Origin of the sequence: Commensalibacter intestini A911, assembly GCF_000231445.1 — a bacterium.
Taxonomy (GTDB): Bacteria; Pseudomonadota; Alphaproteobacteria; order Acetobacterales; family Acetobacteraceae; genus Commensalibacter; species Commensalibacter intestini.
Genome location: NZ_AGFR01000003.1, coordinates 859,239 through 873,105, shown reverse-complemented (window position 1 = coordinate 873,105; position 13,867 = coordinate 859,239). Strand labels below are relative to the sequence as shown.

14 protein-coding genes are annotated in these 13,867 nt (G+C 36.6%); 9 read left to right on the top strand and 5 right to left on the bottom strand.

All coding sequences use genetic code 11. The annotated features are described in order from the left end of the window. Positions 1-12: 12 nt before the first annotated feature. The 7 genes from CIN_RS04365 to CIN_RS04335 all read left to right on the top strand — a co-directional run bounded on the left by CIN_RS04365 (position 13) and on the right by CIN_RS04335 (position 5,751). The gene (locus CIN_RS04365) at positions 13-753 is read left to right on the top strand and encodes a JAB domain-containing protein (RefSeq protein ID WP_040363777.1); all 741 of its coding nucleotides are present in this window, start codon (positions 13-15) and stop codon (positions 751-753) included. Continuing rightward, positions 754-1,527, top strand: a complete 774-nt coding sequence (locus CIN_RS04360; protein ID WP_008853849.1) for an N-formylglutamate amidohydrolase — start codon at positions 754-756, stop codon at positions 1,525-1,527. Beyond that, entirely contained in the window at positions 1,518-2,357 is an 840-nt protein-coding gene (locus CIN_RS04355; protein WP_008853848.1) for a shikimate dehydrogenase, read from the top strand. Before CIN_RS04360 ends, CIN_RS04355 begins: the two co-directional genes overlap by 10 nt. A gap of 7 nt (positions 2,358-2,364) precedes the next feature. Continuing rightward, a complete protein-coding gene (gene coaE, locus CIN_RS04350) occupies positions 2,365-2,961 on the top strand; it encodes a dephospho-CoA kinase (protein WP_008853847.1) in 597 nt (198 codons plus the stop codon). Then, a complete protein-coding gene (gene dnaQ, locus CIN_RS04345) occupies positions 2,958-3,644 on the top strand; it encodes a DNA polymerase III subunit epsilon (RefSeq protein ID WP_008853846.1) in 687 nt (228 codons plus the stop codon). The genes coaE and dnaQ overlap by 4 nt, the downstream gene beginning before the upstream one ends. Before the next feature lie 195 nt (positions 3,645-3,839). Continuing rightward, entirely contained in the window at positions 3,840-4,862 is a 1,023-nt protein-coding gene (locus tag CIN_RS04340) for a lipid A deacylase LpxR family protein (RefSeq protein WP_008853845.1), read from the top strand. A gap of 82 nt (positions 4,863-4,944) precedes the next feature. Further along, positions 4,945-5,751 carry a helix-turn-helix domain-containing protein gene (locus CIN_RS04335; protein WP_211475705.1) on the top strand — a complete coding sequence of 269 codons (807 nt, stop codon included), beginning with the start codon at positions 4,945-4,947 and terminating at the stop codon, positions 5,749-5,751. 3 nt (positions 5,752-5,754) lie between these two features. Here CIN_RS04335 and CIN_RS04330 read toward each other — a convergent pair whose 3' ends face one another. Genes CIN_RS04330 through CIN_RS04325 form a run of 3 tightly spaced genes read right to left on the bottom strand, consistent with a single transcriptional unit; the run spans position 5,755 to position 7,690 of the window. Beyond that, positions 5,755-6,261, bottom strand: coding sequence for a LysE family translocator (locus CIN_RS04330; protein WP_139016928.1), 507 nt, complete (start codon positions 6,259-6,261; stop codon positions 5,755-5,757). Positions 6,262-6,306: 45 nt separating this feature from the next. Then, positions 6,307-6,705, bottom strand: coding sequence for an MATE family efflux transporter (locus CIN_RS12145; protein ID WP_050798332.1), 399 nt, complete (start codon positions 6,703-6,705; stop codon positions 6,307-6,309). Beyond that, the gene (locus CIN_RS04325) at positions 6,644-7,690 is read right to left on the bottom strand and encodes an MATE family efflux transporter (RefSeq protein ID WP_050798331.1); all 1,047 of its coding nucleotides are present in this window, start codon (positions 7,688-7,690) and stop codon (positions 6,644-6,646) included. The genes CIN_RS12145 and CIN_RS04325 overlap by 62 nt, the downstream gene beginning before the upstream one ends. Positions 7,691-7,790: 100 nt before the next feature. Here CIN_RS04325 and cysS point away from each other — a divergent pair, with 100 nt between their 5' ends. Then, positions 7,791-9,425, top strand: coding sequence for a cysteine--tRNA ligase (cysS, locus tag CIN_RS11665; RefSeq protein ID WP_008853840.1), 1,635 nt, complete (start codon positions 7,791-7,793; stop codon positions 9,423-9,425). After that, complete coding sequence (locus CIN_RS04315; protein ID WP_008853839.1) at positions 9,422-10,201, top strand: RNA methyltransferase; 780 nt, start codon at positions 9,422-9,424, stop codon at positions 10,199-10,201. Before cysS ends, CIN_RS04315 begins: the two co-directional genes overlap by 4 nt. A 4-nt stretch (positions 10,202-10,205) precedes the next feature. Here CIN_RS04315 and CIN_RS04310 read toward each other — a convergent pair whose 3' ends face one another. Together CIN_RS04310 and CIN_RS04305 are read right to left on the bottom strand one after the other, a co-directional pair. Further along, positions 10,206-10,736 (bottom strand): HdeD family acid-resistance protein, encoded by a 531-nt coding sequence (locus tag CIN_RS04310; RefSeq protein ID WP_008853838.1) that lies wholly within the window; start codon positions 10,734-10,736, stop codon positions 10,206-10,208. Between the two features lie 214 nt (positions 10,737-10,950). Further along, positions 10,951-13,728 (bottom strand): Hint domain-containing protein, encoded by a 2,778-nt coding sequence (locus tag CIN_RS04305; RefSeq protein ID WP_008853837.1) that lies wholly within the window; start codon positions 13,726-13,728, stop codon positions 10,951-10,953. Between the last annotated feature and the right edge of the window lie 139 nt (positions 13,729-13,867).

Genomic DNA, 13,867 nt, shown 5'->3' with positions numbered 1-13,867 from the left:
GGAATATATAAGGTGAGTAATTCTTTTTTACCGTCAGTTTCAAAAAGAAGCAAACAATTTACCACGTTAAATGGTGCTGGACATCGAGGACGCATGCGTGCTCGTTTATTACAAAAAGGCGGAGAGTCCCTTCAAGAATATGAACTTCTTGAAATGCTTCTTTATCTTACGATCCCAAGAAAAGATACCAAACCACTCGCAAAGCATTTAATAAATAGTTTTGGCTCTTTGGATGGATTACTCAGTGCAGAGGATAAAATCTTAACAAAGGCAAATATATCACAAGAGTTTATTGAACTTATTCATTTATTAAAACAGACAACAGAAAGGTTAGTGGCGCCTGACTCTTATAATCGCCCGTATATGAAACATTGGAAAGATGTTATTGTTTATTTAAATGAATATCCATTAAAATGTGAAATAAATAATAAAAAAATTTTAAGATTATTATTTTTAAACAATCAACAAAGACTTATATGTGATGAATATATTGTCCATCATGGTGTTAACTCTATTTCTCTAATTATTCAAAAAGCATTAAAACTTTACGCAATGAATTTAATCACTATTCATTATGTGTCAGGCAATGAATTTTCAGCAGAAATGCGTAAAAATGAAGCAAAATTCGCATTAACTCTACAAAGTTCTACAAGGCATTTTGATTTAAATGTGGGAGACCATATTATTTACTTAGATTCACAATATTTTAGTCTCTTTAAAAATAAAAAATTAAGTTTTGAGAAGGAAAATTAAATGTTATTAAGCAAAGATGATCAAGCACCTTTTTCTATTATAAATGAGGAATCTTTTTCTCCTTTTTTGATGGTTTGCGATCATGCTGGATATGTTATCCCTTCAGAACTTAACAACCTTGGACTACAAGAAAAAGATCGGTATCGTCATATTGCTTGGGATATTGGGATTAAAAAAGTAGGAACAGAAATCGCTACGTTATTAGATGCAACTTTTATTGCACAAACTTACTCTCGATTAGTCATTGATTGTAATAGAGGGATCAATAACCCAACTTTGATTGCTGAGAATAGTGATGATATCCTTATTCCTGGAAATCAAAGCCTGACCACAGAAGAGAAACAAGCAAGAATTAAAGAAATTTATGAGCCGTATCATCAAATTATTGAAAAGATTGTTGGTGAGCGTATAAAAATCAATATGGAAACGATTTTTGTTTCTTTACATAGTTTTACCCCTGTGATGCATGACGGATTTCAAAGACCTTGGCATGCTGGTATTTTACATAGTCAAAATGATCAATTTTCTATGATTTTCAAGAAAATATTAGAAGAGAATTATTCTTTTCCAATTGGTGATAACCAACCTTATGCGTTGACTGAAAAGAATGACTATACAGTCCCAACACATGCTTATAAAAAAGGACTACCTTATTTAGAGTTGGAAATTCGGCAAGATTTAATTACAACGGAAGATCAACAACAAGAATGGGCTGAACGATTGTCACTTTTATTACCTATGGCGTTAAAGGAGTATGAAACAGTATGCAGTTAATTACAGGAAAAGCAAAAATTGCTGCTGTATTAGGATGGCCTATTGAACATTCACGCTCTCCTTTATTACATAATTTTTGGTTACAACGTCATCAAATTGATGGCGCATATATTCCTTTGGCGGTTAAGGCTGAGGACTTTAAAAATGTTATTCAAGGAATGAAGGCCGCTGGATTTAAAGGTTGTAATGTTACTATCCCTCATAAAGAAGCTGCTTATCAATGTTGTGATATCGTTGATGAAACTGCAAAAAAAATGGGATCTGTGAACACATTATGGTTTACAGAAGATGGTAAGATTCATGGAACTTCAACCGATGGGGATGGTTTTGTTGCCAATCTAAAAGATGCAGATGTAACCTTGACGGACAAAAAAGTCTTGATTTTAGGGGCAGGTGGGGCCGCTCGCTCTGTGGCTTACTCTTTAATTCAAGATGGTGCTCAAATCACGATTACCAATCGGACGTTACAACGTGCAGAACAGCTGGTGCGAGATTTAGGCGCTGGGCAAATTATTGAATGGCAGTCGTGGATAAAAGAACTTGGACAATTTGATGTTCTTGTGAATACAACGTCTTTAGGCATGGAAGGAAAGGATGATTATCTATTTGACCTACAACATGCATCCAAAGATCTCGTCGTCACAGATATTGTTTATGTGCCAAGAATAACACCTTTATTAGAGGCCGCAGAACTTAAAGGCTTAAAAACTGTTGAAGGTCTTGGAATGTTATTGCATCAAGCTCGTTTAGGATTTTCTAAATGGTTTGGTGTGGATCCTGTCGTCGATCATGAATTAACTGAATTTGTTGCAAATAGTTTAAAGAAATAGTCCGCTTATGAAAATCTTAGGGGTTACAGGTAGTATAGGAATGGGGAAAAGCACGGTATGTGCTTTATTCCAACAATATGGTTTCCCTGTTTTTGATGCGGATCGTGTTGTTCATCAATTACAAGGGCCTCATGGTAAAGGGTTAAAACGTATAGAGCAGGTCTTTCCTGGTGCTGTTAAAAATAACGCACTGGATAGGAACTATTTGCGTCGTTTAATTGTTGAAGATCGTCATAACTTAAAGAAAATAGAGCAAATTATTCTGCCATTAGTGGCCCAAGAAAGAGATAAATTTATTCGCTTGGCACAAGCTAGGGGGTTAAAATGGTGTATTTTAGATGTTCCGTTGCTTTTTGAAAAAAAGATCAACTTACTTTGCACAAAAACATTAGTCGTTACGGCACCTGTTAATATACAAAGAGTGCGAATATTAAAGCGCAATACGATTACATGGGAACAGGCACGAGCGTTTATTGATGCTCAACTTCCTAGTAAAACAAAATGTAAAATGGCAGATATTGTTATCCAAACAGGATTGTCCAAAGCGTATACATTTGTTCAAATTAAGAAAATTATCCGATTAATGCAGGCAGGACAATTATGAATCAGCGCTCTGTTTTATTTGATACAGAAACCACAGGTGTTGATCCCGATAAAGGGGATCGTATTATTGAAATTGCTGCGATTGAGCTCATTAATGATTTGCCAACAGATAATTTTTATCACGTTTTAGTCGATCCTGAACGTGATATTCCTATTGAAGCAACACGTGTTCATGGAATGACGATCGAGGACTTGAGAGGAAAGCCCAAATTCAAAGACATTGCTGATGATTTCTTAGAATTTATCCAAGATGATCCTTTGGTGGCTCATAATGCACCGTTTGATTTTAAATTTATTAATGCAGAGCTCAGCCGTATCAAACGACCAGCCGTTTCTTTAGATCGTATGATTGATACGTTAAAACTTGCCAGAGCTAAATATCCTTTATCACCGAACAGTTTGGATGCATTATGTCGACGTTTTTCTATCGATCTATCTGCCAGAACAACCCATAACGCATTATTAGACTGTAAACTTCTTTCTGAAGTGTATATTCAGCTGACAGGTGGTAGGCAAAGAGGGTTGGGATTTGCGAGGCAAGACTCTGAAAAGATAGGAAAAGTTTACCAAAACTTACAAGAGCATACACCAATATTTGTTAAGCCAACCCAACAAGAGTTGGAAGAGCATGAAAAGTTTTTACAAAAAAAGGTTCCTAATGCTTTATGGCACCAAGAAAGCTAATCTATTCAAGCGTTCCAAGGTCATTTTAGGTTATATGCGCAGACAGCACAGCGTTGCAAATATGTTCCAATCACAGATTAAATGATTTAATCCAATTCAATAGCCCCACAAACATCTTTTCTTTAAAAAATAAAAGACGTAGATAAGAAATAACATTCTCCACATTTTCTTATTGCAAGGTTATAAGGGCATATTATGGGCATTAAAAAACGCTTATCTGTTTCTAGCTTTTTATTGACAACAGCTATGATTTCAACAGCTGTTATTTCTTCTACAGCACATGCTACACCTAAGCAGGATCCATATGATACATTAACCTTTCAATGGGAAAATGATGCTGCATCAACGTTAAATGGTACTTCCGACCAATATTATACCAATGGATTAAGAATTGGTTGGACTTCTCCAACAGATAAGCTTCCAAAGCCAATTGCTGATGTAAATACCTTCTTATTAGGCGATGGGATGCAACGTATTCATTGGGGTTTGCAACAAATGATGTTCACCCCACGTGATACTAGATCTCGTGCGGTCTTACCTCATGATCGTCCGTATGCAGGTGTTCTATTAACCACAGTGAACCTTATTAGTGATACAGATAACACACGTAGCGTTTTTGGTATTCAAGCAGGTTTAATGGGGCCTGGTGCTTTAGGGCGTCAAGTGCAAAATGGTTTCCATAGTATTATTGGTGATCATAAAAATGAAGGTTGGCATAACCAATTAAAAAATATGCCTGTATTCCAAGTTCAAATGGGGCGTACATGGCGTTATAAATTTGCACATTTAGGCGGTGTTGATTTTGATGCGCTTCCTTCTGCAAACGGTGCAGCTGGTAACTATAAAACCTATGCGCAACTTGGTGGTCTTGTTCGTTTTGGACAAGGATTAGATAGTGATTTCGGACCTTCTCGTATTGGTTCTGGTGATGATGGTACTGATGCTTATGTTGGCACCCGTTTTGTAAACTGGTATGTCTTTGGTGGCGTTGATGGCCAAGCTGTGGCTTATAACGCTACTTTACAAGGTGATCCAACTCATTCACATCAACAACATGTATCTAAAAAATGGGATGTAGGTGAAATTCTTGCTGGTGCAGCTGTGATTGTTAAAGGGTATAAGATTGCTTATACCCAAACATGGCAAACTCAAGAATTTAACGGTCAAAAAGGTGGCTTATTTAACTACGGATCTGTTTCTGTATCCTTTAAATTCTAAGAATATCTATTTATTGGATATTAGCGTTGCTAGACTTACGTTAATATCCAATCAAATATCATCCTATTAAGGATCGATCATCTTGTCTAAAGATGACAAAATATATAATCAATATCATACAAATACATTAGAAGCGTTCGAGGCCTTTTTTTCTGGTCACGCATATAATTCACACCGTCATGATACTTTTGCGGTAGGATTGACGTTATCAGGTATTCAATCTTTTCATTATGGTGGTTGTGTCCAACATAATATTCCAGGTAGCACTATGGTGTTATATCCTGATGAAAAGCATGATGGAATGGCAGGGACACACGCAGGTTTCCATTATAAAATGGTTTATATAAAGCCAGAACTTATCCAACAAATTTTGCGTGGGTCTTCTTTGCATTTTATTAAAAATGGCATAAGTCAGCATCCAATTTTATTTCAAAAAGTAAAAAATTTACTGTCTTGTTTATCACCCAACTATCGTAATGAGCTCGAAGAAGAAGATGCTTTTTATGAATTTGTTATGGTATTGCGTGATATATCTGGAGGATTACAAAAAGGAAAACAACCTCTTGATTACAGTATGGCCGAACGTGCCAGAGAATATATCCACTGTTCTTTACAAGAAACTATTAGTCTTGCTGATATCGAGCAAAATATCGGATGTGATCGATGGAGTGTTTCTCGTCATTTCAAAGGGATATTTGGAACCAGCCCACATCGTTATATCATTATGCGTAGACTGGATCAGGTAAAGTCATTTTTACTGTTAAAAAAACCACCAGCTGAAGCTGCTATCATGGCTGGATTTTTTGATCAAAGCCATATGACAAAACATTTTAAAAAGGCGTTTGGAATAACCCCTTTACATTGGCGGTCTATTGTTAATCGATTGTAATTTTTATTGGAATAAATGACTATCAATTATGAAATCATATAACATCATTGATCCGACAATAATTAACATTGCGCCCATCAGTTGAGTAAATCGCTGTATCCAAGTTTTATTTTTAATTTTCTTACCAATAATATCGCCAGCCAATGCATATAAGCCTGGGGCCAACCCTCCACCTATAGAAATAGCACAGGAAATCAAAGCGATATTTATGCCTGTAATATGTGCAGAAGGATACATAATTGCAACGATTGGAAAGGCTAATAATATCCCTTTAGGATTTAAAAATTGTATTAAAAAACCGTTCCAAAATGTCAAACGCTTTTGAGTAGAAACCGTTGCATCTTCTTCCTCCATCGTGATGGTAGGGAAAACCTTTTGATACGCTACATAGTAAGTATAAACCGCTCCAACCAAAGAAATATAAGGTAAATAACGGTGAGGGATAATTGCTTTGCCAATATATCCTAAGACGATAAATAGCGCCATAATGGCGCATCCTATTAGGATCATTATGAAAGATTATACTTTATCTGTATTGTATGATTGTGCAGAGATTTATTTCAAAGCACGTTGCAGCATTTTTTTGGGTTTTTTAGTTAAGAAATAAAAGCGGGTTGTAGAAAGAAATGCAATCACACCAAGTCCTATACCCATTCCAGCCCAAAGCCCTGGGGCTCCCCAATGTTTATTAAAGGCAAACCAGACACTTAACGTATATCCAACACCCCAAAAACTAATCAAAGCAAGAATCATTGGAATAGTGGTATCTTTTAAGCCACGCAAAGCCCCCATCGCAACGGTTTGTATGCCATCAACAATTTGAAATAAACCAACAATTTGAATAATAGCCGCTGCAATAATCACTGTATTGGCATTATCAGGAGAGGTCGTATCAAGTGATAAACGCACAACAAAATAAGGGAATATAACAACAATAGAGCAAATAAATGTCATAATCAATGCACTTAAGCCGACAGTAAGGAAACCACTTTTTTTTGGCTCTATAAGGTTTTTGAGCACCAACCCAATAACTTACTCGCACATTAGCAGCCTGTGAAATGGCAAGCGGAATCATAAATACAAGGGTTGCGAAGCTAATCGCGATTTGATGTGCAGCAAGCGCATCTGTTCCAAGCTTCGTTGCATTAAAATTTGCAAATAAGAAAAGTAATATTTCAGCAGCAGCGCCAACACAGATTGGCAATCCAAGTTTTGCTAGCGGTTTTAGTAAAGAGAAATCAATTGCAAAAGGATACAAATATTGTTTGAGATCTTTTTTACAATGAGCAACCCCAATCAAGATAAAGGTTGATAACCACAAAGCAATCGTCGTTCCCAAAGCAGAACCATATAGTCCCATTTTAGGTGCACCCCATAAGCCATAAATAAAGGCCGCATTTAACAAACCGTTAATAATGGCAGTAATAGGCGTGATTTGTAATAAGATTTTTGATGCATTTAATGCAGGTAAGATCACTCTAATTAACCCAGTTCCTGCAATAACAGGGGGCATTCCCCACAAAAGGATCACCATAAAATGTCTAGATTGTGTTAAAATTTCTTGATCATGCTCGCCATTCCACTGCAAGATTGTACTCGAATGATACAAAATAAAGAAACAAGGAATACACAAGAGTAATCCAAAAACATAGGTAGTCCAATAGACTTTGGAAATCTCTTTAATTTTCTTAGCACCCATATTTTGAGCAATCAGAATTGCAGCAGCGCTCAGTGCGGATTGAAAAATAATACAAATTGAAAAGAATATATTGGTGGTTAATCCACCAACTGCTAAGGTTTCTTTGTTCACATGTCCCAATAAAATAGTATCTGTGACCCCCATAGCCATCTGGCATAATTGAGAAAAAGCAATTGGAATAGCAATATAGGCAATTGCCATCAATTCGTTTTTAAAGAAATTTTGTTTAGTGATTTGCATGTAATGTTCTACAATATAAAGAAAAAAGACTTGTAATTTTTAGTTAAGAAAATAAAAGACATTCTAGGCACTTCAAAATATAGACAGTAAAGAAAAGAAAATGAGTAAATTAAACTTATCATTATATGACAGTCGCCAACATAAGGTTATTCCTTTTGTTGCATTAGATCCTTTACATGTACGTCTCTATTTTTGCGGGCCTACGGTATATGATTTTTTGCATATTGGGAATTTACGAGCAATGCTTACGGCCGATATTTTAGTTCGGCTATTAAGAACATTATATCCCAAAGTCACATATGTCCGTAATATCACAGATGTTGATGACAAAATCAATGCTCGTGCAAAATTAAATAATGAATCTATTCAATCGTTAACGGAAAGAACAACTCAGGATTTTCATCAAGATATGCAATCTATGTATATCCTTCCTCCTGATGTTGAGCCCAGAGCAACAGAACATATTGCAGAAATCATATCTATGATTGCTCAATTAATTGAAAATGGCCATGCCTATGCTGCTGAAGGGCATGTTTTATTTTCTGTTCCTTCTTATAAAAATTATGGTGAATTATCAGGACGCAATCCAGAAGAATTAATTGCTGGGGCGAGGGTAGAGGTCGCAACCTATAAAAAGAATCCTGGTGATTTTGTATTATGGAAACCCTCTATTGCTGATGAACCTGGTTGGGATAGTCCATGGGGTAAAGGGCGTCCAGGTTGGCATATTGAATGTTCTGCAATGTCTTATCGTTATTTGGGTAAAAATTTTGATATTCATGGTGGTGGACATGATTTATTATTTCCTCACCATGAAAATGAATGTGCACAAAGTCTATGCTGTTTCCCAGGAAGTCATTTTGCAAATGTTTGGGTGCATAATGCGATGTTGCTTGTTGATGGTGAAAAAATGTCTAAATCTTTAGGCAATTTCTTTACTATTCGTGAAATTCTAGAGCAACATAATCCTGAAGCTATTCGTTTTGCATTGCTTCAAGCACATTATCGTTCTGTATTAAACTTCTCTCAATCAGGATTGAAAGAAGCAAAGCAGATTATGGATCGTTTTTATCGTGCATTATCTGCTTTTGAAAAAGAATTGTTTATTTTTGACAGTTATGGTGAAACTGTTAGGTATTTATTTACAGATCAAGCATTAATAGACGTATGTCATTCAATTAACGAAGCTGAAAATGGCAATCAAGATGCTATAAAAATGGTCGATTTTTTAAATAAAATAGCTAAAAAAGAATTTTTTCTAGGACAATATTTATATGATATAAATAGTCATATCACTAAAGATACCTGGCATAAATTAGTTACTAAAATTATAGACAAAAAGAGAAAATTTACAAAATTAAGATCATTTTTAAAAGTATTATCTCATAAAAAATATGTTTCAAAAAGCTTTTTAAACGCAATGTTGGATGATCTAAATACACCTAAAGCATTAATGGTTATGCATCAATTAGCAGATCAGGCTTTAAAAGGAGATAAAGAAGCAGCATTTAAACTTAAATTCGCTGGCGAACAGCTCGGTTTATTTAATACATTACCTACACAATGGTTCCAAAATACAGATAAAGCTCAAGAAATCGAAGCATTAATCGAACAACGGAACGCCGCTAAAAAGGCAAGGGACTTTACAACAGCTGATCGTATTCGTGATGAGTTAAAAGATCAGGGAATTATGTTAGAAGATAGCCCTCAAGGCACAATATGGAGACAAATATGACCGGCAAAGATGGTGGTGCTGATTTAGTGCCCATTGGCAATACACCTGTTGTTATTTTAGTAAGACCACAGCTTGGTGAAAATATCGGAACCGTTGCTCGTGCGATGGCAAATGGTGGATTATTTCATTTAAGATTAGTCGCCCCCCGTGATGGTTGGCCTCAGTCTATTGCATGGAGAGCCTCTTCTGGTGCAGATCGTTTACTTGATAATGCTCAAGTCTTTGAAACCGTAGAGGGGGCCGTTGCGGATCTTCATCATGTTTTTGCAACTTGTCCACGTCCACGTCACATCATTAAACCATTACTAACGGCTCGTGGTGGAGCTTTGGAAATGCGTGAAATGACTAATCGTGAGTTGAAGGTCGGTATTTTATTTGGGCCTGAGCGGACTGGGTTAGAAAATGATGATTTTGCTCATACAGATTATTGGATCAGATATCCATTAGACCCTCGGTTTATGTCGTTGAATTTAGCTCAAGCTGTCATGATTATGGCTTATGAATGGTGGATGGCAGCCGAACAAACACCTGAACGACAACTGCAAACTAATGGAACGCATGTTGCAACTAAAGGTGAGTTAGAGAATTTTATGTCTCATTTGGTGAGAGAGCTCGATTATTGTGGCTTTTTACGCAATGAACAGAAACGCCCAGGGATGGTTCGTAATATTCGTCATTTCTTCCAAAGAGGAGAGGTGACAGAACAAGAATTACGAACCTTACACGGGGTTGTTGCTGAATTGGTCAGAGGACCTAAGGAAGACAGCAAAGAGTAGGAACCTATTTGGCCTTTTCTTTTAATGCAAAGCCTAGTTGTATCCAAGCTGCGCCAATAAAGATAAGGTCAAATGCAACCATAAAGCCAATAAACCATAGGCCAGTGACAGGTTGTGCGATTAACATAATTCCAACAATCACACTGAGAGCGCCACTAAACATTAAAAATCCCCAGCCACCTGTTGATTTATGTTTCAAAGCAATCATGATACGCATGACACCACCAAAACAAAAACAAACGGCTAGAAAAACGGTGAGAAGCAATGATCCAATTACAGGTCCTTTGACTAACAAAACACCACCAACTAAATACACAACCCCAGCCAAAGCAGAGAACAAAAACCCTTTCCATTCTTTGACGTAACAAGCATGAACAATTTGTGCAAAGCCAGAAATAATTAAAACAACTCCCAAAGCAATCACAAGCGCAATGGTAACCAATACGGTATCAAGTAAGGCTAAGCAGCCCAAAATTAGAGTAACAACTCCTAATCCGATAAACCATTTCCACTTTTGTGCAAATAATTCTTCCATGAAAAACTCCTAAAATAATGTTATTTATATTGATGCTAGGCGGTTTATTATCGTTTTCCAAGTTAAAATTATTTTTTCTATTAATAGTCATCTAAACTAAAGAAGAAAAAACTTATTCATACCCTGTTTCATAAACCGAATAAAAAAAGACATCTTTCAAAATTAACTTCTGAAAGATGCCAAGTATAGAGCACTACGTAAGTTCAAATAAGGTTTAGCCTTGCATTTGCTGTATATAAGGACCTGCGGCAACAATTTGCACGACGAGAATATTTTGTGAATCTTCTTTTGTATTTTCCTTACTTTGTTCTAAAGGCAATAAAGCATTTCCATTAGTCCAGCGATAAGGGCCATTTTCCACATTATACCATCCTTGTAATTTAGGTGTATCTAAGTGATTATGGATTTTATAGGTTTGTTGTGGGGTTAATAAGGTAATATCTCCGATTAATACGCCCAACTCTCTTCTATCATCCAAAAAGGCACCAACAACATCGCTTGGACGGCTTGCTTTTGAGGCTAAGTGGATAGAATGAACATCGCTCGGCACCGCAAAAATCAAACGTTCTTTTTGGATGGAATGTGGAACAATAATTTCTCCTGTATCCGTCACTAAATGAAGCTCTGGGTTTTGATCAATAACAATATTCTGAGTTTGTTTTTCAAATCCTATTTCTTTTGCTCTATCTAATAATTCGTTAAAAAGAGGCTCAATAACAGAACGGTCGGTTAACAATGGCGCACAAGCGTCATCTTCCCAGCTTTTAAGATCAGAGCTTTGTGCGAATAATGTTGCTGTATCTTGATATTGTTTAAAAACCTTACGATTTCCTGTATCTAAATAAGTCTCAGTCAACATACCGTCAGCCCAAATCACAGAGTGCTCTTCTGTTTCTACGTGATAGTAAGTATATTCCGTAATCGAATGATCATAAAAAATACTGTAATTATTGACCAACATCCGTGCTGGAACAAAGCTACCATTAAAGAAGAGGCAATGTTCTGGGGTTACTAACAAGTCTTTATGTGGCACATTCTCAGCAATAGCGTTTTTAGAGATACGAACAGGATAACCTGCTACATCATCATAAGGGGCTTGTGGATCTACAACAACATGTTTATATCCTACCCATTTGACAGCCTTAGCCACTTCTTGGTTATTTTGCCAATCATAGGTCATGACAGAATCACCAACTCGTAAATCTTCTACTTTGATTTCATCATTTAACAATGTGCGGATCAGTGTGCCTGTCAAAAAACAGACTTCATAGACCAAACTACCATTGCCCGATGTTGAAAGAGAGTACCCTGAATCTTCTGCACCAACGATATTCAGCGTAATGGTTGAACCATCTTTAAGTGTTAACGTCACATGGTCAGGGCTATCATTACCATTAGCATCTTTATACTCAACCAAAGTAACGTCTTGTTGGTTAATTCCCTCTAAGGTAATAGAGTCAGAGTTGCCAGCTTCAACACCCGTGAAGTCTCCAATAACGACAGTTGTATTTCCACCATTCTCTAAACCAGTAAGTGTAAGGTTAGTATTTTGATCACCAATTAAGCTTACACTTCCACCAGCACTTGCCCAAATAGTTGCAGAACCACCATTAGAAATATAAACTGTATCTTTTAATATTCCACCTGAATTGATGACTAAGAGGCCGTTACTATTAACATTCGTTTGATATAATGTTCCTCCACTCAGAACAGACACAATTCCATCATTATCAACCGTGGTTGTTGAGGCAATACCACCACTTAAGACAACCATTGACGCACCATTAGTAACAGATGTATTAATGGCAGACCCGGTTGAAGCTACATTAAAAAGCGTTCCAGCATCAGAAATAATCGTACTATGGGTTACACCATTTGCATAAATACTCAGATTTGCACCAGAATTAACGGTCGTACCGGATACAATGGCACCACTACGCACAATCATACTAGCAGAGTTTGTAACAGAGGTATTAAAAACGGAAGTACCACTAAATGTTATCCGTAAAAGAGCGCCATTTCCAGTGACTAAAGTATCATATGCTGAGGCACCAGAATAGACTGCCAAAGTTCCGCCATCTGTCACTGTGGCTCCACTGAGTGTCCCACCAATATATGCAGACAGAACACCACCATTAGTGATACTTGTATCATAAGCTGAAGCACTATAACCTAATACTGCAGAACCATCGGAACCTATGGTGGTTTGAGAAATAATTGCATTTGAAGTAACAGATAAATAACCACCATCATGAACCGTCGTATTCGAGGCACTCGCATTATCATAAATAATCATGGAAGCATTGTTTGTAACAGTAGTATTAATAGCTATTGCACTATTATGCACGCTAGCTTCTGTGTATAAATCTGCCATTACTGTATCAACAATAATACCACCAGAACCAACTTCTAAACGAGCACTCTGACTCATTTGGGTTGAGGATGCAATACCACCACTAAAAACAGACATTGTACCATAACTTGTCAGTGTAGTGCTAGTTGCTTCCGCACCATGATACACCCCCATAACAGCACTGTTTGTTACGGTTGTATTTGAGATAGTTGTGCCACTAGTTCTTACCCAAACACGAGTTCCACTACCTGATGCAGACGTATTATATCCTGTGGTTCCACCTTGAATATAAAGATACCCACCGTTGCTAACATTTGTATTGGTTATAGAGGTATTACTACCTGATACAGTCATACTACCAGTACCAGATATACTAACATTTGAAGCCTGGGCTGTGCCGGTTAAGTTATAAAGGTAACCATTACCAACAGTACCACCACGAATAGTACTTGAACTAATATTACTAGTTGTTGTCGCTGCTGCTGCAACTATATTGCTGCTACTAGTTGTTGATGTTAATGTATCACTATCGTCACTACCACTCTGAGTTGTAGTTAAACTTGCATACTCTACCGTTTGGTTGTCTATTGTGCTTGTATTATCTGTATTTAAGTCAGTAACATTGCTTGAAACCACCATATCAACTCTCTTGTTATTTTATACACTTGTTACTGTAACAGATGTATTTTTACAGCGGCATTTTCAAGGTTTTGATCTGAATATTTTAAAACTAATATGATCTTTTTTAGTAAAGAAATATTTGACTTCTTTAGTTAAC